Consider the following 18,951-nt stretch of genomic DNA (forward strand, 5'->3'; position numbering starts at 1 on the left):
CAGGCTGTGCCTGAGCTCGCTTTCGCCCTGGGCCGCGATCAGTTGGCGGAAGGCGCTCGGCGTCTGGTTCAGTACCGTGACGCCCTCCTCGCACAGCAGCGTGTAGCAATCCTGCGGCGAACGGCTCACCAGTTGCGGTACCACCAGCAGGCGGCCGCCGTGGGTCAGCGCGCCCCAGATTTCCCAGACCGAGAAGTCGAAGGCGAAGGAATGGAACAGGGCCCAGACGTCCTGGGGACCGAAATCGAACCAGGGTCGGGTGGCCGAGAACAGCCGCGCCACGTTGCGATGCTCCACCATCACCCCCTTGGGCAGGCCGGTGGAGCCGGAGGTGTAGATCACATAAGCCAGGCTGCGGGATGCCAGGGTGCCGATATTCGGATCGTGCCGGGGTTGTGCGGCGATACCTGCGGCTTCGGGCTGGTCGAGCAACAGCACCGGCACCGAGACTTCCGGCAATTGATCTTGCAACATCGCCTGGGTGAGCATCGCCACCGGTGCGCTGTCCTCCAGCATGAAGGCCAGGCGCTCCTGGGGGTATGCCGGGTCCAGCGGCACATAGCCGGCACCGGACTTGAGAATGCCCAGCAGCCCGACGATCATGTCCAGCCCACGCTCGACACAGATCGCCACCCGATCGTCTGGGAAGATTCCCAGGGCCAGCAGCCGGTGAGCGACCTGGTTGGCCCGTTCGTTCAGCTCGCGATAGGTCAGCGCCTGGCCTTCATGGACCACGGCCACCGCCTTGGGTTGCGCAGCCGCCCGTGCTTCGAACAGGCCATGGAGGGTGCGGTCATGCTCGTAGCGCTGCGTGCCATCCGCGTTCCAGGCCTTGAGCAGGCGGGCTTCGGCTGGCGTCGGCAAGACAAAATCGCGCACCGCCAGCGTATCGTCCGCCAGGCCCTGTTCCAGCACATGCTGGAAGCGCTCGGCCATGGCCTCGACTTCATCGGCCTGCAGGTACGCCTGGTTGTAGATCCAGTGCAGCCAGGCGTTGTCTTCGTTGGGGTTGGTCCGCACGTGAATGGCCAGTGGCATCTGCTCCTGGCCGTTGGAACTCTTCACCGAATAGGCCGTGGCCTCGCCGAACCGGTACAGGTAGTTCTCCTCCTCGTAGGAGAACGACACATCGAACAGCTGGGCGCGGTTATCGCGCCGCAACTCCAGGGAACGATGGATATCGCTCAGGGGAAAGCGCTGGTAGCGATAGTCCTGCTTGAGCGCGCGCGCCACCTCCCGGACCAGTTCACCGAACGGCAGGTCATCGGCGAACTGCAGGCGCATGGCGCTGACCTGGGTGAACAACCCGACGGTTTGCTTGAAGGCCGGATTGGAGCGGTTGAGGATCGGCAGCCCCACCACCAGCTCGTCGCGCTGGGTGGTGCGCACGAAATACACATACAGCGCCGCCAGCAATACCGGGAAACGCGACACCTTGTGCACGAGGGCCAGGGTATCGACGCGCTCGTTCAGGGTATGGGGAAAAGGCGTCATGGCGTGGGCGCTGGGCACCACGGTTTCGGTAAAACGGTCCCGGTAACGGGCGGTGAACAGCGGGTCCGGCACGTCCTGGTATTTGTCCAGCCAGTACGCCTGGTCCCGCAGGTAACGATCCGAACCGTGATAGCGGGCGTCGTCCTCGATGAAGCCGACATAGGACGGCGCCGACAGGTCTGGTTCGCGGTTTTCCTCCAGGGCGTTGTAGAGGTCGCTGAACGAGGCGAGCATCAGGTTGATGCCCCAGCCATCCTGGATGATGTGGTGCAGATTGACCACGAAGTAGAACGACGTGTCGTGGAGCTTGACCAGGTAGAAGCGGAACAGCGGGCCCTTGTCCAGCGCGAAGGCCACTTCCAGCCCCTGCTGCACCCAGCTCTGGGCCGCGACCTGGGGTTCGGGCCGGTTGGACACGTCGATCAGCGGGACGCGCACCTCCAGCGATTCGACCAGGGTCTGCATGGGCACGCCGTCGGCGCCGGCGTCACTGTGCAGGATCGTGCGCAGGGCGTCGTGCTTGCGCACCAGCAGACCGACCGCCTGTTCGACCCGCTGGGGATCGACGGCGCCCTGGATATGGAGGTAACCGCCGATGGTGTACAGGGGCGAATCGCCCTTGGTCATCTGGTCCAGCCAGATATCCCGCTGGGACGCCGTCAGCGGATAGGTGGCCGCAAGCTTGAGGGACTGGTTCATACCCGGCCCTCCGCAGCAGGAACGCCTGTCGGCGATGGCATCTGGGAGAACCGGCAACCGGTTGCGACAACGACGTCCACAGCAAAGAAAAATGTCATACGTTCCTTCTCAGAAATTTGTCAGTGCTGCCCGGACAAACGCAACAGGCACGCCTGGGTTGGTGCAGGTCCGCGCAAACAGCCGCGCAGTACGGGTTAACGGGCGAATCGTGGGTGCATGGCGCCGCCACCCGACAGCGCACTCGCGGCTGTCGGGCGGGCTGGATGCCAGGCGGGTTTCACGGGGTCTTGCAGGTGCTGTCGCGACAACATCGCAAGCCGGACGATGGGCTTGGGACGCTCATTCAGGCTCGCTTATCGCGAATGGCGCAGTTGATGTCCGACACGATGTGCCCATCGGCCAGCTTGATGATCCGGTCGGCCAGTTGGAAATACTGGTCGTCATGGGTGATGATCAGGACCGTCTTGCCGCGGCGCTTGAGGTCCGGCAGCAGTTCCTCGTAGAAGAACTTCTTGAACGGTGGGTCCTGGTCGGCGGCCCATTCATCGAGCACGTAGACCGGCCGGTCCTCCATGTAGGCACATACCAGGGCCAGGCGTTTCTGCTGGCCATAGGACAAGGCCTTGAGGGTCGAATAACCGAGTCCCTCGATCTTGATCTTGTCAGCCAGGCCGAGGGTCTCCAGGTACTTGCTCGCCAACTCCGGATTGCCTTCCTCCTCGTCGGGTCCGATCAGGCGGTTGAACAGATGGAAGTCGGAGAACACTGCGGAAAACAGGTCCCGGTATTCGCTGCGGCTTTCATCGGTGATCGTGACACCGTCGAGCAGCACCTCGCCGCTTTGCGGGATATAGAGCCCGCACAGCACCTTGGCCAGGGTGCTCTTGCCGCAACCGTTGCCACCGACGATATAGATCAGTTCACCCGATTGCACCGTCAGGTCGATGGGGCCAAGGGAGAAGCCGCTTCCGGCATGGGGATCCTGGTAGTGCATCCGCACGCCTTTCAACTCGATGCTGTCCCAGGTTTTCTTGTGCTCCAGCAGATGCACTTTCGGGGCCTCGACGGCCACGGGTTCGGGATGCGGATCGTTGATCGCGAAACCGAACTCCGCGAGCCGGGTGCAGGCGACCCGGCCCGCCGCCAGCACCGGCATCGCCCCCACCAGCAGCGACAGCGGCCCCATGATGTAGAGCACCGCCAGCACACTGGCCGTCATCACCTTCGGGTCCACCGCGCTGACCAAGGGCGCGGCGAACAACAGGCAACCGATCAGCAACGACAAAGTGAACTGGCCCACGTTGTCGGCCGCGGTGTACCACACGCGCTCGACGAAGTTGTAGCGCGCCACCCGGGTCGACGATGCCTCGATGGCGGAGCGGCCGAACCAGCGACGGCGAACACCGTTGAGCTTGAGTTCCTTGAGACCGAACACCAGGGCATGGGTGTATTCATTGAACGCTGTGAATTCGTCCCGGACCCGATTGGTGGAGCGCACGCCACTGGCGAAGAAGAACAGGTAGAGCCCGACCCCCAGGACCATCAGCGACACCGTCAAGGCCAGGACCACCCACGACAGGTAAGCCAGGTAACCGATGCCGAACAGGAACACCGTCATTTCCACCAGTACCGTGGGCATGACCACCAGCGTCGTGTTCAGCTGCGGGATATCGTTGGTCAACATGGTCAACACGTTGGGCGGGCCACGACGGTCCACTTCTTCCAGTGGCGTGGCGAGGATCTTGCGGCACAACGCGATGCGCAACCGGGTCATGATCCGCATGCTGGCATAGGCCGGGAACAGCGCGGCGCCGTTGCGCAGGATCAGGGCCGTGGCACTGAGCCCGATGAACCAGTACAAGGCCTGCAGGCGGTTGCCGTCGTTATGGATCGCCTGGTTGATCACACTCACCACCGCAATGGACGCGACCCCACTGATGACACCGCAAATCAAGGTGAAGAACGTCAGCCAGGGATGGTTGCGCCACAGCAGACGCATGACCGAACCGGGCCTGGTCTTCTTCTCTTTCTGGTCTTTCATGGGTTGCTATCCTCGAATGGGCTCGCGAGCTGGCTCACGCCGGTTGCCAGACATCGCCCCTGGCGGTCATCTCGCCCATGGCCACGACAATCAGGCGGGGCTCCTCGTATGGGTCCCGGGCGTGGGCGGCCAGCATGTTGTCGAGCATGACCACATCGCCCTTGCGCCAGGCGAACCGGACGGCGCAAGCCTCATAGGCCTCCCCCACCAGCGCCATGACGTCGTCCTCGATGGGTGTTCCGTCGCCATAGCTGACCATGCGTGGCAGGCGATCGGCGCCGAACATGTCCAGCAGGTCCTCGCGCATTTCTTCGCCCAGGCAGAACGGATGGTGCAGTTGCACCTGGTTGAAGAACCCCGGTTCGCCGGTCAGCGGGTGGCGGATGACTGCCGGGCAAAGGGTACGTACCTGCAGGGTGTCGGCATCGAGCCACTCGAAATCGGTGCCCTGCTCGCGGCAACGCTGTTCGACGGCGGCACGGTCGGTGGTGCCGAAGAACGATTCCCAGCTGGGCTCGACGCCGGCGGTGAAGGTACGGCTGTACATCAATCCCTTCTGTTCGAAACGGGCCACCACCTGCTCGGGCAGCCGCTGCAGCACCTGCCGGATGTCGGCCAACGGCGTCGCGCCACCGACCCGAGAGGGTTGCTCGCAATAGAACCATTGCTTGCGCGGCCAGCTTTCCAGGTGCGAGCTCTCGTTGTGGTACAGGATCATTTCCCGCTCGGGATAAGGCGTGGAGCGATAGACGTTGCGTCCGCCCTCTTTCTTCGGCAGGTCGCCGTAGCTGCCGTGCAGGCCGGGGGACAAGGCTTCGGCGAAGGCTTCGAAAGCCGGGACCGAGGCCAGGTCGAAGCCACGAAACAACACCGCGCCGTGGCGACACAGCAGCGCCTCGATCGCCCCTCGATGCTGGCCGGCCCACTGCGCCGGGTCCAGGCCCGGGTCGTTGGGTTCAACCACCACTGGCAGGCTCAGGCCATCGGCGAGCAGCGACAACCTGACCGCCCCATCGTCCTGGCCGGGCCAGGCCAGCGTGTCGGCCGGCGCGTCATCGTCCAGGACGGGCGCAGCGTTAGTTTGAAGACTCATGCATCACTCCTGACTTCTGATCCGCGGATCCGTGTCTTGGGGGCAAAACCAATACGCCCCACTGTCGGGCAAGGATAAAAACATTGATCGCCGGGGATGTCTGGCACCGCAAACCGGGACAGACCCGGCACACCGCGTCACGCCGGACCGACCGCCTGGGTCGGTACGCTTGCCCAGGCCACGCGGCCAGGTGCCTGGGCGGATCCGCAGGTGCCACGCCGTCCTGCGCCAGCCAGCTTGCCCACCCTCGCGGTCCGCATCGTCCTGCAGGTTCGTCGCTGTTTCCGCCCTCGGATCGGCATTGACCGATTTGTCCCCATTTCCCGCGACAGACGCAGGCACGGAGTCGGTGCTGAAATGCGCCAGCTGCGATTCGCACAGGCATATCAAACGATCCCGTGGGCCGCAGTGACGTCTCGAGTGCAACGGTTTTCGCAACTGCGCAAATACGCTGCACCTGGCAATTAACAGGAGCGTTAGTCATGCCGATTAAGAACACTGGCGGATCGGTCAACCCCGCGCCAGCCCCCCTCACGCCCGGTGCATTGCTGCATGAAATCTTCGCCGCCCGGGCCCGTGAATTCCCTGAGCGAACGGCGGTATCCGATGCCACTCGCTCGTTGAGTTACGCGCAACTGGATGCGGCTTCGTCGCAACTGGCGGCCCGTCTTCGCCAGGAAGGCGTGAAGGACGGCATGCTGGTGGGGATGTGCCTGGCGCGTAGCGTCGACCTGGTCATCAGCCTGCTGGGCATCCTCAAGGCCGGCGGCGCCTACGTCCCGGTCGACCCGCAGTACCCGGGCAAGCGCGTCGAACACATCGTGCGCGACAGTGGCATGAGCCTGTTGATCGGCGACCTCGCCGACCTGCCGCAGAGCTCTTCCCTGCGCGTGCTACCGCTCGCCGAGCTGCTGGCCGGCCCGACGCTGGAGCCGGTTGCCGACGCCGAACGTCGTGACCCCGACAATGCGGTGGCCTACGTCATCTACACCTCCGGTTCCACCGGCGAACCCAAGGGCGTGCTGGTCGCCCATGGCAATGTCAGCCGCCTGCTGGAAAGCACGCAACGCGAATACGCCTTCACCGAACATGACGTCTGGTCGATGTTCCACTCCATCGGTTTCGACTTTTCCGTCTGGGAGATCTGGGGTGCCCTGGCCCACGGTGGTCACGTTGCCGTGGTGCCTTACGATGTCTCGCGTTCGCCCGCGGCCATGCTCCAATGGCTGGCCGGCCAGGGCGTGACCGTCCTGAGCCAGACACCGTCGGCGTTCCGCGGCCTCGATGAAGCCGACCGCCAGGCCGGCGCGCCGTTGGCGCTGCGCTACGTGGTGTTCGGTGGCGAGGCACTGCCGGCCACGGTGCTGCGTCCCTGGGTGGAGCGCCATGGTGACCAGAAACCCGCGCTGATCAATATGTACGGCATTACCGAAGCCACCGTCCACACCACCTTCAAGCGCGTGCTGGCCCAGGACCTGGAGAGCAACGCGATGGTATCCATCGGTGCCCCGCTGGACGGCTGGCGCCTGAACCTGCTCGACGCCAACCAGCAACCCGTTCCCCAGGGCACGGCCGCAGAGCTGTATATCGAAGGCGCCGGCGTGGCGATGGGTTATCTCAATCGTCCGGCCCTCAACGCCGAGCGCTTCGTGCAACTGCCCGGTGGTTCCGGTCGTGCCTATCGCACCGGAGACCTGCTGGTACTGGGCGATGACGGCGAGTACCGCTATGCCGGCCGTTGCGACGAACAACTGAAGATCCGCGGTTTCCGCATCGAGCCGGGGGAAGTCGAAGCCTGCCTGCAAAGCAGTCCGGCCGTGGCCGCCGCCCACGTGGCCGGTCACGATTTCGGCGATGGCGACTGGCGCCTGGTCACCTATGTGGTGCCGACCCAGGGGGTGCAGGCCTGGAACGAACAGACGCGCAGCGAAGTCGCCGCCCTGGTGGCCGCCAGCCTGCCGGACTACATGCGCCCCTCCGCCTACATCCCCCTGGCGGAACTGCCGGTGACCGCCCACGGCAAGATCGACAGGCAACGCCTGCCCGCACCCGAATCCATCGCCGCCACCGTGCACCACACCAGTGAAGGCCTCACCGAGCAAGAGCAGTTCGTGCTCAAGGTCTGGTCGCAGGACATCGGCCTGAAGAACATCGGCCTGAACGACGATTTCTTCGATTTCGGCGGCACTTCCCTGGCCCTGATCCGCTCCCTGAGCACCTTGAAGGCCCATTACCAGGTCAACCTGGATCCTGGCGTGCTGGCCAACGGTGCGACCGCCAAGGTATTGGCCGATTGCATCCAGCGCTCCCTTGTCCAAGCCCATTGACCGAAAAGGAACAGCCCATGAGCAAGAAATTCGCCTTGACCCCGGAAGAACGCGCGTCCTTCGAGAAGAACGGCTTCATCGGACCATTCGACGCCTATTCGCCCGAAGAAATGAAAGAAACCTGGAAGCGCACACGCCTGCGCTTGCTCGACCGCAGCGCCGCGGCCTACCAGGATCTGGATGCGATTTCCGCCGGTACCAACATCGCCAACTATGACCGCCACCTGGACGACGATTTCCTCGCCAGCCACATCTGCCGTCCGGAAATCTGCGACCGCGTCGAAAGCATCCTCGGTCCGGATGTGCTGTGCTGGCGCACCGAGTTCTTTCCCAAGTATCCGGGCGACGAAGGCACCGACTGGCACCAGGCCGACACCTTCGCCAACGCCTCGGGCAAGCCGCAGATCCTCTGGCCGGAAAACGAGGATTTCGGTGGCACCATCACCGTCTGGACCGCATTCACCGACGCCAACATCGCCAATGGTTGCCTGCAGTTCATCCCCGGTACCCAGAACAGCATGAACTACGACGAAACCAAGCGCATGGCCTACGATCCCGACGCCAACAACAGCTCGGTGGTCAAGGACGGTGTGCGCCGCGGATTCTTCGGCTACGACTATCGCCAGCTGCAGATCGACGAGAACTGGAAGCCCGACGAGTCGGCCGCGGTGCCCATGCAGATGAAGGCCGGCCAGTTCATCATTTTCTGGTCGACCCTGATGCACGCGTCCTACCCCCACAGCGGCGAGTCCCAGGACATGCGCATGGGCTTTGCGTCGCGCTACGTGCCGTCCTTCGTGAAGATCTATCCGGACTCCGACCACATCGAGGAATACGGTGGGCGCATCAGCCTCGAGAAGTACGGCGCGGTCCAGGTGATCGGGGACAAGACCCCGGAATACAACCGCCTTGTCACCCACACCACCCGAGGCAAGAAGTTCGAAGCGGTCTGATTTTTTCTGTGCCATACGACAGTGGCATGCGCAACGTGCCTGACAGGAGTCCCCAATCCATGACTATTTCCACTGACGCAGCGACGCGCCTGTGCGAGACCGTGAGGATGCTTAGGCACCTTGCCATCCATTTGCCCGACCCCATCTGCCTGAGCTTCCTGGCCCAGGGGGACGGGTTGCCTCCCGAGCAGGCCTCGCCCAGCGTGAGGGCCACGGAACGGGCGGTCAGTGCCGCCTTCGCACGGATCGGCGTCAAGGCCGTGCAATACGTGCATGACGGCGAGGCGCAACTGTCGTCCTTCGAGATGTTCATCAGCAAGAAAATCTGCCAGGCCCTGGAATTCACCTATGACCATTTCGACGAGTTCGAAAGCGTCAAGCGTTTCGGGCGCCTGGTCAGGCACTTCGATTTCAGCGGTGCAGTGCCCGAGGTAGAGACAGTACACCTGATCACCCGGGACAACGTCGCGCTGTCGGTGCACTCCAGCGCCGACCGCCAGCGCCCGGCGATCGTCCTGGCACTGCCCTGCGGCATGCCGTTCGACCTGTGCCGCGACTGGTTCAATGCCCTCAGCGAGCGATTCTTCGTGGTCACCTGGGAAACCCGGGGGTTGTTCGGTTCCTGTACTTCGTTCGATCAACTGTCGGTGGATACCGACGCCCAGGTGGGCGACCTGATCAATGTGATGAATCACTTCGGCCTGTCCAATGCCCACCTGATGGGCATCTGCGGCGGCGCGGTGATCGCGCTGAGCGCCGCTGCCCTGCACGGCGACCGGGTGAACTCCCTGAGCCTGTGGCATGGCGACTACAACCTGGGCGACAACAGCCTGCGTACCGCCCATCAGCAGAATTTCGAATGGCTGATGGAGTCGGCCGCCGTGGACCGCAACGAGGCCAGCGACCTGCAAGCGCTGTTCCTCGACCAGGCGACACTGGCGACCATCCCGGACTCCATCGCCCATGCCGCGCTCTATCCCTACGTCAACGAAGAGCTGTTCTATCGCTATGCGCGGCTCAACGATGCCTTGAACAAGACCGAGCTGCCGCCACGCCTGGAACGCATCAGCGTGCCGACCCTGGTGGTGGCTGGCGATGCCGACGAAACCACTCACATCGGTGGTTCCCAGCGTATTGCCGAATCCATCAGCGATGCCCTGCTGCACGTGGAGCGCAACGGCAGTCACCTGGCGTTCTTCGAATCGACCCAGCGTTCGAAACAAACCGCATTCAAATTCCTCGAGTCGACGTTGGAATCGATGGCCGTCTGAGGCTGGGATTCAAGACCTGGACAGAGTGCCGACTCTTGAGGTTGGCGCCCTGTGCTGACCAGGCACATCTTGCTCAAGACGGGCTGACACGCTCGATTCTTGCCATCTTCAACGATCTCGGCGAAGCACAGGTCTTTGCGAGACTTAGCCATAATGATGGCTTCAGTCAGCTCCTGGCGCAGGATGGCGGTGCTCAAGCCGCCAATATCCCCAGACAGCAATATCGTTCAATACGCCAGCCGCACAATCCAGGATTCTGAACCCCCGTTCATAACCGAAGTGCACCGCTCATGCGTTCCACCCTTTCGCCTTGCCAGGCTTTCTGGAAAGGCTCGATGGCTGTGATTCCATTGTCCCTGGCCTGCGCTCCCTGGGGCTTGCTGGTTGGATCATTGGCGATCGATGCCCGGATGACGCCTCTGGAAGGCCAAGGCTTCTCGGCCATCGTTTTCGCCGGCGCCGCCCAGCTCGTGGCCATTGGCATGATCAAGACAGGGGCCAGCCTGCCCTCGATTCTCGTGACGACCTTTCTCCTGACGTCACAGCACCTGCTCTACGGTTTGCACATGCGCGCCACCCTGTCCTCGCTTTCTTCGCGATGGAGACTAGGTCTGGGCTTTCTTTTGACCGACGAATTCTTCGCGCTGAACAGCCAGTACGATCAAAAGACATTCAGCCGCTGGTTTGCGCTGGGCGTCGGCCTCAGCTTTTACCTGGCCTGGAATGTGTTCACCCTGGCAGGGATCCTGCTGGGCAAGAGCATTGCGAACCTTGAGTCGCTCGGGTTGGAATTTTCCATCGCTGCAACCTTCATCGCGTTGATCACCCCTGTGGTGAAATCGATCCCGACGGTCGTGTGCGTGCTCGTATCCCTTGCCTGCTCGGTGCTGCTCAGTTATTGGCGTTGGGAGTCTGCGCTGGTGGTATCGGGGTTGGCTGGCATGACGGCGGGCTTCGTGTGCAAGCGGCTCCTGGAGGGACGCCCATGATCCTTGCCGTTATCGTGGGGATGGGTGCGATTGTCTTCCTGAACCGCTACCTGTTTCTGGAACCGCGCTTACCGTTTAGACTCAGCCAAGGCACGCGGGATCTGCTTTCCTACGCAGTGCCGGGGATGCTGACCGCCATCTGCGGCCCCATCATTTTCCTCCCAGGCCAAACGCTGAGCCTGAGCGTTTTGAATCCGTATCTGTTGGGTGGGTTCTGCACCATGGTTCTCATGCTCTGGACGGGACAGGTGCTGACGAGCGTCCTGGTCAGCATGGGCTGTTTCTACCTGTTCAGGTCAATGCTCTGAGGTGAACCGTGGCCGGCAAGATTGAAAACGCACGTTTCTGGCAAGCCTCAAGCCTGGGTGGCGTGGAATTGCTGCACGCTCAATATTACCAGCAACGCTTTACCCCTCACGTTCACGACAGTTTTGTCATCTCGGTCATCGAGTCGGGGGCGCAGCGGTTTCGGCATCGAGGCAGTGAACACGTTGCCCCCCTCGGTACCGTGGTCTTGATCAATCCGGACGAGGTGCATACCGGCGCTACCGCCCATGACGAAGGATGGCGCTACCGAGGTTTTTACCCCACGTTGACGCAGCTTGCCGAGGTCCTGGCTGAGCTGGAAATGCGCTTCAACGGCTCTCCTCGCTTTATCAGCAGCGTCGTGACCGATTCACAAGTGGCACGTGCGTTCAGTAACGTTCATTTGTTTGCAGAACATGAGGCTTCAGCATTGCTGCAGCAAACCGCCTGGAGGGAAGCGGCGCTGATGCTGTTCCAGCGGCATGCCAGGTTAGGCCCGGTCGCTGCGCCAGGGAACGAGCCTGTAGCGGTGCGTAGAGCCAGGGAAATACTGCTTGAGCACTTGGCGTTCCCCCCTTCCCTTGAGGCGCTTGCCTCCAGCGTCGGCCTCTCCCCTTTTCACTTTGCCCGAGTGTTTCGCAAGGCAACCGGCCTGCCTCCCCATAGCTGGGTCACGCAAAAGCGCCTGGCGTGTGCGCAAGTGTTGTTGAAGCAAGGCACTACGCCATCAAGGGTCGCCGCGGAGCTCGGTTTTGCTGATCAAAGCCATCTCACCAGGCAGTTCAAACAGGCTTTCGGCATAGGGCCAGGCGCTTACCGGTCTGCGATGGTGAGGTGATGCAGCAGGCCGGTGGCGACCTGCGCGTTGATGAGACGCAACAGCCTGGCGGCCCGGCGCAGGGGTCATGCAGTTCGTCGTCGATGTTCACAATGCCCATCGATCGCACGGGATACGTTTCATATGAAGCCAGGTGCGGATACGTAGATATCGTGATGCCGGGACGACGTTCTCACTTCAAGGGAAAGCCTGCTCGCGGTGACGTCGACCGACACTCATCTTCACGAGCAGACTTGCACTCGCCCAACCAGGTGGACCTCATGCCGCCATGTGCTTCTCGCGATAGAACTCAAGATAAAGCACAGTGCGGTGAGCACGAGAAGCATTGACGGCGAAGTGGTCCAGGGAGCCGTCGAAGATCACCAGGTTGCCGTTGGTGCTCTGGTTGAAGCTGCCGTTGACGTTGAGGTAGGCATAGTTCTGGGTGGTGGGCGCATCGATGGTCAATTGCATGTGCAGCAGGCCCTCTTCCCAGGTGCCCGTGTGGGAGTGGGTGCCGAGGAAGACGTTGGGCTCCATGCGCAGCAATGCACAGAGCTTGATGCCGGGGATCTTGCTCAACAGCTCGATGGTCCCGGGCATGGCCGCGCGGGCATAGGGGATCGGGGTGTCATAGGCGACCAGGCCGTATTGGGTCCATTCCGGCATGACATCCATGTCGTCCCCCCAGCCCCAGAGCCAGCCATATTCACCGCCGGCTTCCATGTGCGCGGTCACTTCATCGACGATCTCGGTGATCGATTTGCCCACGCGGTTGATGGTCAGGGTCGGCGCATCGAGGGCCAGGAATTCCTCGCGGATCACTTCCCAGTTATCGGCGAGGTTCTTGAGGTGCGGAAAACGGCTGGAATCATAAAACGACGGGCGCATAGGTGCTCCTTTCAATGAGGGTTGTCGATTCCGATGGCGGTGGCGATACAGTCCCGCACGCCCGGAAAGCGGGCACGGCAGGAGCGTCTGCAAAGGGTGACCCAGCGGGCCTGGCCTGTCTGTCACGGGAATCCGGTACAGCAGCCGGGGCGGGCATTACAGGGGCTCGACCTGGGGACCATCGGCCATCCGCGCGGTGGCCTGGGGCGTGGGTGTCTCGTCCAGGCGACGCATCGGGCCGTAGAGCAGGACGCTCAAAGGCAGGAGCGCAAACAGCGCGCCGGTCACCACGAACAACAGGCCCACGCCTCGCCCGGGGCCGACCCCGAGCCAACGGCCGATGGAATCGGCATACGGGCCGCCCGGCAGCAGCGCCGGCTGGAACCAGTGATCCACCAGCAAGCCACCGACGATGACGGCCAGGCTGGTGCTGGCAATGGTCAGCATGCTGATCAGCGCGAACACGCTGGCGCGGTTGCCAGCGGGAATCCTGCGCATCCACAACGAGTTGACGCTGGCATCGGCGATGCTTGCCATGGTGATCGCGACGAACGCCAAGGCGCAGTAGGCGACGGCTTGCGATACCACGCCCAGGGCGATGACACAGCCGGCCAGGAGCAGATCGGCCACCGCCACCAACGCCATCAGGCGTCGCGGATTGCCCATGGAAATCAGCAGCCCCGCCCCGGCCAGGCCGCCCAGGGCGGCCCAGGTATAGGCCATCCCCAGGGTCTGACTGCCCAGGGTGGACAGCAGCAACGGCGTCATCATCAACGTCGCCAGCGCCAGTACCGCGCCGCGCATCATGGTGTACACCAGCAGGCCGGCCATCAGGCGCTCCCTGGCAAAGAACCTGAGCGCCACGCTGACGTTGCCCACTGCCCCTGCGAACACCGTGTCCTTGGGCGCATCGTCGGGATGGGTCGACGCGCCGCGGACGTGGGAGAACGCCTTGATCACCAGCAGCGTGCCGGAGCAGAACGTCAGCAGGTCCACCGCGAGGATCGTCACCAGCCCGGCCTTCGCCATGATCGCCCCCGCCACCAGTGGCGCCACCAGGGCCGAGGCGTTCTTGCTGATACTGATCAGCCCTGAGGCCCGGGTGAATTTTTCCGGGGCGACGATGGTGCTGACGGCGGCCTGGTACGCCGGTTTGCGAAAGGCGCTGACGATGGAAGCCAGGCAGTTGAAGATGTACAGGTGCAGAGGTTCCAGGCGTTCGAACCAGAGCAACGCCATGACGCCCAACAACAGCAATGCCAGGCTCACATCACAACAGACAATGATGACCCGGTGACTGATCCGGTCAGCCAGCCCGCCGGCCAGGGGCAGGAACAGCACCGCCGGCAACGTGGCCGCCAGCACCACGTTGGCGAACGCCACCGCCGAGCCGGTATGGGTGTACACCCAGACGCCCAGGGCGAACTCCATCAGCGCCGTGCCCACCACCGCCAGTGACTCGCCGCACCAGAGGAAATAGAAGCCTCGGCCCAGATCGAATCCGCGGCGCTCGCCCACGCGACTCATGTGCGCACGTCACGCGGCGTGAAGACACCGATCAGCCCGTTCAGCAACCGGTAGGCCAGGGAATACGCCACCGCGCCGAACACCAGGGGCGCGTAGCGGGAAAACAGGTAGGTGCGCAACACTCGCCTGGCGATGGGCGAGCTGATGTCGCCACTGACATGCAGTGGCGTCGGGAACGTCGCCGCGACAGTAGCGCCGAAGGCGTCGTCCATCGACTGCACCGCATGCCACCAGTACACCGGGATGTACAGGGCATCGCCCGGCTCCACCACCGCGCGCAAGGCACGCAAGTCGCGGGTACCGGGGAAGCGACCGGTGTCAATGTCGTACAGGTAGCCGGCCTGTTCGATCACCGGTCGCAACGCCCGCCAACTGGTCTGGTCCGGTGGCAGCAGCAAGACCTCCTTGGCCCCGACCACCTGGGCCATGAAGGTTTCGTCGGTGACATGGAAATGCCAATCGGTATAGGAGTTGCGATACAGGAAGCTGCGATGGGGCGGATAGGCCCGGGTCTTGCCCAACTGCGGCATGAACGGCAGGCCGCCGACATCGGCCTTCATCGACTCGATGGCCGAGCCTTCGGAGAAGCGGCAGCTGTCGGCCACCAACGGTGAGTCACCCTGGCCCAGGGCCTCGAGGAACTGGTGGAACGGCATTTCCCGGTAGACCGTACTGGCGTATGCGGTCAGCTCGGCCTTGACCTCCGGATTGGACCAACCGATGACCTCGGAAACGATCTGTGAACGGACCACCACCGGGCTGTTTCGTGAATGGGCCTTGAGATAGTCCAGGCGCTTCCATTTTTCGAATGCCGGCCAGTGGCGCACGGCATTCCTGATCAGGCAGGGACGGTTGCGATTGACATAGAGCCGGGTGAAATCGGCTTTGGAAATCGCCAGTGCATCGATCACATCGACCTTTCCTGCCTGGGGGTGATTGGGAAAACGGGACAGGCTCCAGAACTTGGAGACCGGGCGATCCGATTCGGCGACCAATGGCATTTCAGACCCTCGCAAGCGCTTTCAGGGTCGTTGGTATAACAGACTCCCTCGACCTCGCCCAAGCACCGCAAAGCCCCGTTTCCCGACGTTGTCCCTGCTTCCCATGACAGACATCACCCATCGGATCCTCTAATTTTTTCCCACCTTGTGAAGGGACACCGGGCGTGACCGGACGGCAGCCCGGCCCATCGACGAGCCACGACACCGCCCCTCGACGCCGACATCGCATCAGGTGCCTGTCCAACCGCGCCGTTGTCCCTCGCCACGTTTATCTGCATCCCGCCGATTGGCAGTCGCCCAGGCCTCCATGCACCGCCATTCGAACGGAGACAGACCTCAATTGATTCCGCCAGCAGGTGCTCCGATATGGATTCGTCGACCGAAATGTTGCCCACGCAAGACTGCGCCGCCCACGAACTGGCCTCCGTCCAGCAGGGCATCTGGCTCGACCAGATCGCGCACCCGGACCTGCCCTACTACAACATCGGCATGGCCCTGGAGATCAAGGGTGAGATCGACATTGCGCTGTTCGAGAAAGCCATCGAGCTGGTTGCCAACCGTCACGACGCCCTGCGCCTGAGCTTCAGCCATGAAGGCGGTACCGGTCGCCAGCGGGTCTTGCCCGAGGTCAAGGTCGACATGCAGGTGGTGGAGTTCACCGAAGCCGAGGCCGATGCCGGGCTGGCCATGGAGTACCTGCGCAACGCCTTTCGCCAGCCGTTCGAGTCGCTGACCGGCCAGCTCTGGGAAGCCCGCATGGTGCGTTGCGGCCCGAACCGCCATTACTGGTTGAACCGTTACCATCACCTGGTCACCGACGGCATCGGCGTGGCGTTGATCGGCCACGCCGTGGGCGCCGCCTACAACGGGTTGCTGGCGGGCAACGAGGAGGTTGCCCAAGGCCATTCCTACCTGTCGTTCCTCGAAGACGACCGGGCTTACCTGCAGTCCTCGCGCTACGAGCGCGACCGGCAGTTCTGGCAGGAAACCTACGCCCAGATGCCTCCTTCGCTGCTGCAACGCCGGGCCGACTTCAAGACCGGCCAGGCCAACGAACTGGCCCCCAGCGCCCAGGTCCAGGCGATGCTGCCACGGGCGCTGTACAACGCCCTGACGCAATTTGCCAGCGAACGCAGCCTGTCGGTGGCCCATGTCCTGATCAGCGTGGTCGCCACGTATTTCTGCCGCACCGTGGGCGTCGATGAAATCGTCATCGGCATGCCCGTGCACAACCGTACCACCGCGCGCACCAAGGAAACCGCGGGCATGTTTTCCTCGGTCAGCCCGATTCGCCTGCCGGTGGATCCCGACGCCTCGCTGCTGGACCTGATGCACACCGCTGGCGGCCAACTGCGCCGCTGCTACCGCCACCAGCGGTTCCCCATCGCCGAACTCAACCGCACGTTGCGCCTGGCCCAGACCGGCCGCCGGCAACTGTTCGACGTGTCGCTGTCGTTCGAAAGCCTGGACGGCGACGATCAGTTCGGCGGTACCTCGTCCACCGTGATCACCATGGACAATGGCTACGAGCAGACGCCCATGGCGATCTTCGTGCGCGATTACCATCCCTTCGAAGACGTCCATCTGGACTTCAACTTCAACACCGCGTACTTCAGCCTGGAGGAAGCCCGCTACCTGCAAGACCGCATGGTCTCGATGCTCGAAGCGGTGCTGGAGCAGCATGACACGCCCGTGGGCGACTTCCCGCTGATGAGCCAGGTGGAGCGGCGACACCTGCAAGTGGATTTCAACGCCACGGCCCGGGAATATCCCCGGGACGTGCTGATTCACGGGCTGTTCGAGCAACAGGCCGAGCGGCGTCCGCAGGCCTGTGCCGTGCGCGGCGACGACGGTCCGTTGCTCAGTTACGCCGAACTCAACCGCCGGGCCAACCAGCTCGCCCATCACCTGGGCGAACTCGGCGTCGGGCCGGACGCCCGCGTGGCCGTATGCCTGCGGCGCGGCGCGGACATGGTTATCGCCCTGCTGGGCATCCTCAAGGCCGGCGGCGCCTACGTGCCCATCGACCCGGACCTGCCCAGCGCGCGCCAGGCCTACATGCTCGAGGACAGCGCTCCCCACGCCGTGCTGAGCAGCCAGGCACTGCTGGAGCATTTGCCGCCGTCGGACAGGCCGCTGCTGCTTCTCGATGGCGACCAGGACCTGGCCCGCCTGGCTGCGCAGCCCACCCACGACCCGGATCCGGCGGCCCTGGGCCTGACGCCGAGGCACCTGGCCTACGTGCTCTACACCTCCGGTTCCACCGGTACCCCCAAAGGGGTGATGAACGAGCACATGGGGGTGGTCAACCGTCTGCTCTGGGCCCGGGACGAATACCGTGTCGACGCCGACGACCGGGTCCTGCAGAAGACCCCGTTCGGTTTCGATGTGTCGGTCTGGGAATTCTTCCTGCCGTTGCTGGCCGGTGCCGAACTGGTCATGGCCCGTCCCGGTGGCCATCAGGAACCGGACTACCTGGCCCAGGTGATGCGCCAGACCGGCATTACCTTGCTGCACTTCGTGCCGTCGATGCTCGACCTGTTCCTGGAGCATCGCGACAGCCAGGACTTCCCGACGCTGCGTCGGGTACTGTGCAGCGGCGAAGCCCTGCCCCGCAGCCTGCAGCGCCGCTTCGAAGAGCAGTTGCCGGGCGTCGAGCTGCATAACCTGTACGGCCCCACCGAAGCCGCCATCGACGTCACCGCCTGGCAATGCCGCCCCGGCGACCCGGGCGAAAGCGTGCCCATTGGCAAGCCGATCGCCAATATCCAGATGTACGTGCTCGACCCCCGGGGCAAGATCCAGCCGCTGGGCGTGGCCGGGGAAATCCATATCGGCGGCATCGGCGTGGCCAGGGGTTATCTGAACCAGCCTGAGCTGAGTGCCGAGCGCTTCATCGCCGACCCGTTCAGCGACCAGCCGGATGCGCGCCTGTACAAGACCGGCGACCTGGGCCGCTGGCTGGCCAACGGGGCGCTGGAGTACCTGGGGCGCAACGACTTCCAGGTGAAGATCCGTGGCCTGCGCATCGAGATCGGTGAAGTCGAAGCGGCCCTGGCCCTGTGCCCTGGCATCCGCGAAGTGGTGGTCGTCGCCCGGGAAGATCATCCCGGGCAGCCGGACAGCAAGCGCCTGGTGGCTTATGTCTGCGGCGAACAGGTACCCGCCGACGTACTGCGCAGCACCTTGCTCAAGCACCTGCCCGAGTACATGGTCCCCACGGCCTTCGTGCACCTGGACGCCCTGCCCCTGACCGCCAACGGCAAGCTCGATCGCCGGGCCCTGCCCGCGCCGGGTGCCGAGGCCCTGGCCAGCCAGGCCTACGAAGCGCCCCAGGGCGAGACCGAAATCGCCATTGCCGAGATCTGGAAAGGCTTGCTGCACCTGGATCAGGTCGGTCGCCACGACGGCTTCCTCGAACTGGGCGGCCACTCCCTGCTGACCGTGCAGCTGCAAGCCCGCCTGCACCAGGACCTGGGGGTCGAGATCGACCTGCGCACGCTGTTCGCCCAGACCTCCCTGAGGGAACTGGCCCGGCATGT

13 protein-coding genes are annotated in these 18,951 nt (G+C 63.5%); 7 read left to right on the forward strand and 6 right to left on the reverse strand.

Annotated elements, in window-relative coordinates; all coding sequences use genetic code 11:
- The 3 genes from BLP99_RS26985 to BLP99_RS17115 all read right to left on the reverse strand — a co-directional run.
- Window positions 1-2,193, reverse strand: a 2,193-nt coding sequence (locus BLP99_RS26985) for a non-ribosomal peptide synthetase (RefSeq protein ID WP_143007959.1), incomplete at its 3' end; no start/stop codon positions are given.
- Window positions 2,194-2,536: 343 nt separating this feature from the next.
- Window positions 2,537-4,234 (reverse strand): cyclic peptide export ABC transporter, encoded by a 1,698-nt coding sequence (locus BLP99_RS17110; RefSeq protein ID WP_072459703.1) that lies wholly within the window; start codon window positions 4,232-4,234, stop codon window positions 2,537-2,539.
- A gap of 34 nt (window positions 4,235-4,268) precedes the next feature.
- Window positions 4,269-5,327 carry a TauD/TfdA family dioxygenase gene (locus tag BLP99_RS17115; protein WP_072399269.1) on the reverse strand — a complete coding sequence of 353 codons (1,059 nt, stop codon included), beginning with the start codon at window positions 5,325-5,327 and terminating at the stop codon, window positions 4,269-4,271.
- A 482-nt stretch (window positions 5,328-5,809) separates the two neighbouring features.
- On the opposite strand from BLP99_RS17115, the gene syrB1 reads away from it, so the two are divergent.
- From syrB1 to BLP99_RS17145, 6 genes are all read left to right on the forward strand, one after another.
- Window positions 5,810-7,654 (forward strand): syringomycin E biosynthesis L-threonine--[L-threonyl-carrier protein] ligase SyrB1, encoded by a 1,845-nt coding sequence (gene syrB1, locus BLP99_RS17120; protein ID WP_092181164.1) that lies wholly within the window; start codon window positions 5,810-5,812, stop codon window positions 7,652-7,654.
- 17 nt (window positions 7,655-7,671) lie between these two features.
- Window positions 7,672-8,607, forward strand: coding sequence for a syringomycin E biosynthesis L-threonyl-[L-threonyl-carrier protein] 4-chlorinase SyrB2 (gene syrB2 / locus BLP99_RS17125; protein ID WP_072399266.1), 936 nt, complete (start codon window positions 7,672-7,674; stop codon window positions 8,605-8,607).
- 59 nt (window positions 8,608-8,666) lie between these two features.
- Window positions 8,667-9,878 (forward strand): syringomycin E biosynthesis aminoacyltransferase SyrC, encoded by a 1,212-nt coding sequence (gene syrC, locus BLP99_RS17130; RefSeq protein WP_072399265.1) that lies wholly within the window; start codon window positions 8,667-8,669, stop codon window positions 9,876-9,878.
- A 290-nt stretch (window positions 9,879-10,168) separates the two neighbouring features.
- Window positions 10,169-10,867, forward strand: a complete 699-nt coding sequence (locus BLP99_RS17135; RefSeq protein WP_072432332.1) for an AzlC family ABC transporter permease — start codon at window positions 10,169-10,171, stop codon at window positions 10,865-10,867.
- On the forward strand, window positions 10,864-11,175 hold the full coding sequence (locus tag BLP99_RS17140; protein ID WP_072399263.1) for an AzlD domain-containing protein: 312 nt from the start codon (window positions 10,864-10,866) through the stop codon (window positions 11,173-11,175). The genes BLP99_RS17135 and BLP99_RS17140 overlap by 4 nt, the downstream gene beginning before the upstream one ends.
- 8 nt (window positions 11,176-11,183) lie before the next feature.
- Window positions 11,184-12,011, forward strand: a complete 828-nt coding sequence (locus BLP99_RS17145) for an AraC family transcriptional regulator (protein ID WP_072399262.1) — start codon at window positions 11,184-11,186, stop codon at window positions 12,009-12,011.
- 258 nt (window positions 12,012-12,269) lie between these two features.
- Here BLP99_RS17145 and BLP99_RS17150 read toward each other — a convergent pair whose 3' ends face one another.
- From BLP99_RS17150 to BLP99_RS17160, 3 genes are all read right to left on the reverse strand, one after another.
- On the reverse strand, window positions 12,270-12,881 hold the full coding sequence (locus BLP99_RS17150) for an aspartyl/asparaginyl beta-hydroxylase domain-containing protein (RefSeq protein ID WP_072399261.1): 612 nt from the start codon (window positions 12,879-12,881) through the stop codon (window positions 12,270-12,272).
- Between the two features lie 156 nt (window positions 12,882-13,037).
- Window positions 13,038-14,408: an MFS transporter gene (locus BLP99_RS17155; protein ID WP_083526402.1), complete on the reverse strand. Its 1,371-nt coding sequence runs from the start codon at window positions 14,406-14,408 to the stop codon at window positions 13,038-13,040.
- A complete protein-coding gene (locus tag BLP99_RS17160; protein ID WP_092181167.1) occupies window positions 14,405-15,409 on the reverse strand; it encodes a cupin-like domain-containing protein in 1,005 nt (334 codons plus the stop codon). Before BLP99_RS17160 ends, BLP99_RS17155 begins: the two co-directional genes overlap by 4 nt.
- Window positions 15,410-15,775: 366 nt before the next feature.
- Here BLP99_RS17160 and BLP99_RS26635 point away from each other — a divergent pair.
- Window positions 15,776-18,951, forward strand: a 3,176-nt coding sequence (locus BLP99_RS26635) for a non-ribosomal peptide synthetase (protein WP_256327874.1), incomplete at its 3' end; no start/stop codon positions are given.

Origin of the sequence: Pseudomonas sp. NFACC32-1, from assembly GCF_900101215.1 — a bacterium.
Classification (GTDB): domain Bacteria; phylum Pseudomonadota; class Gammaproteobacteria; order Pseudomonadales; family Pseudomonadaceae; genus Aquipseudomonas.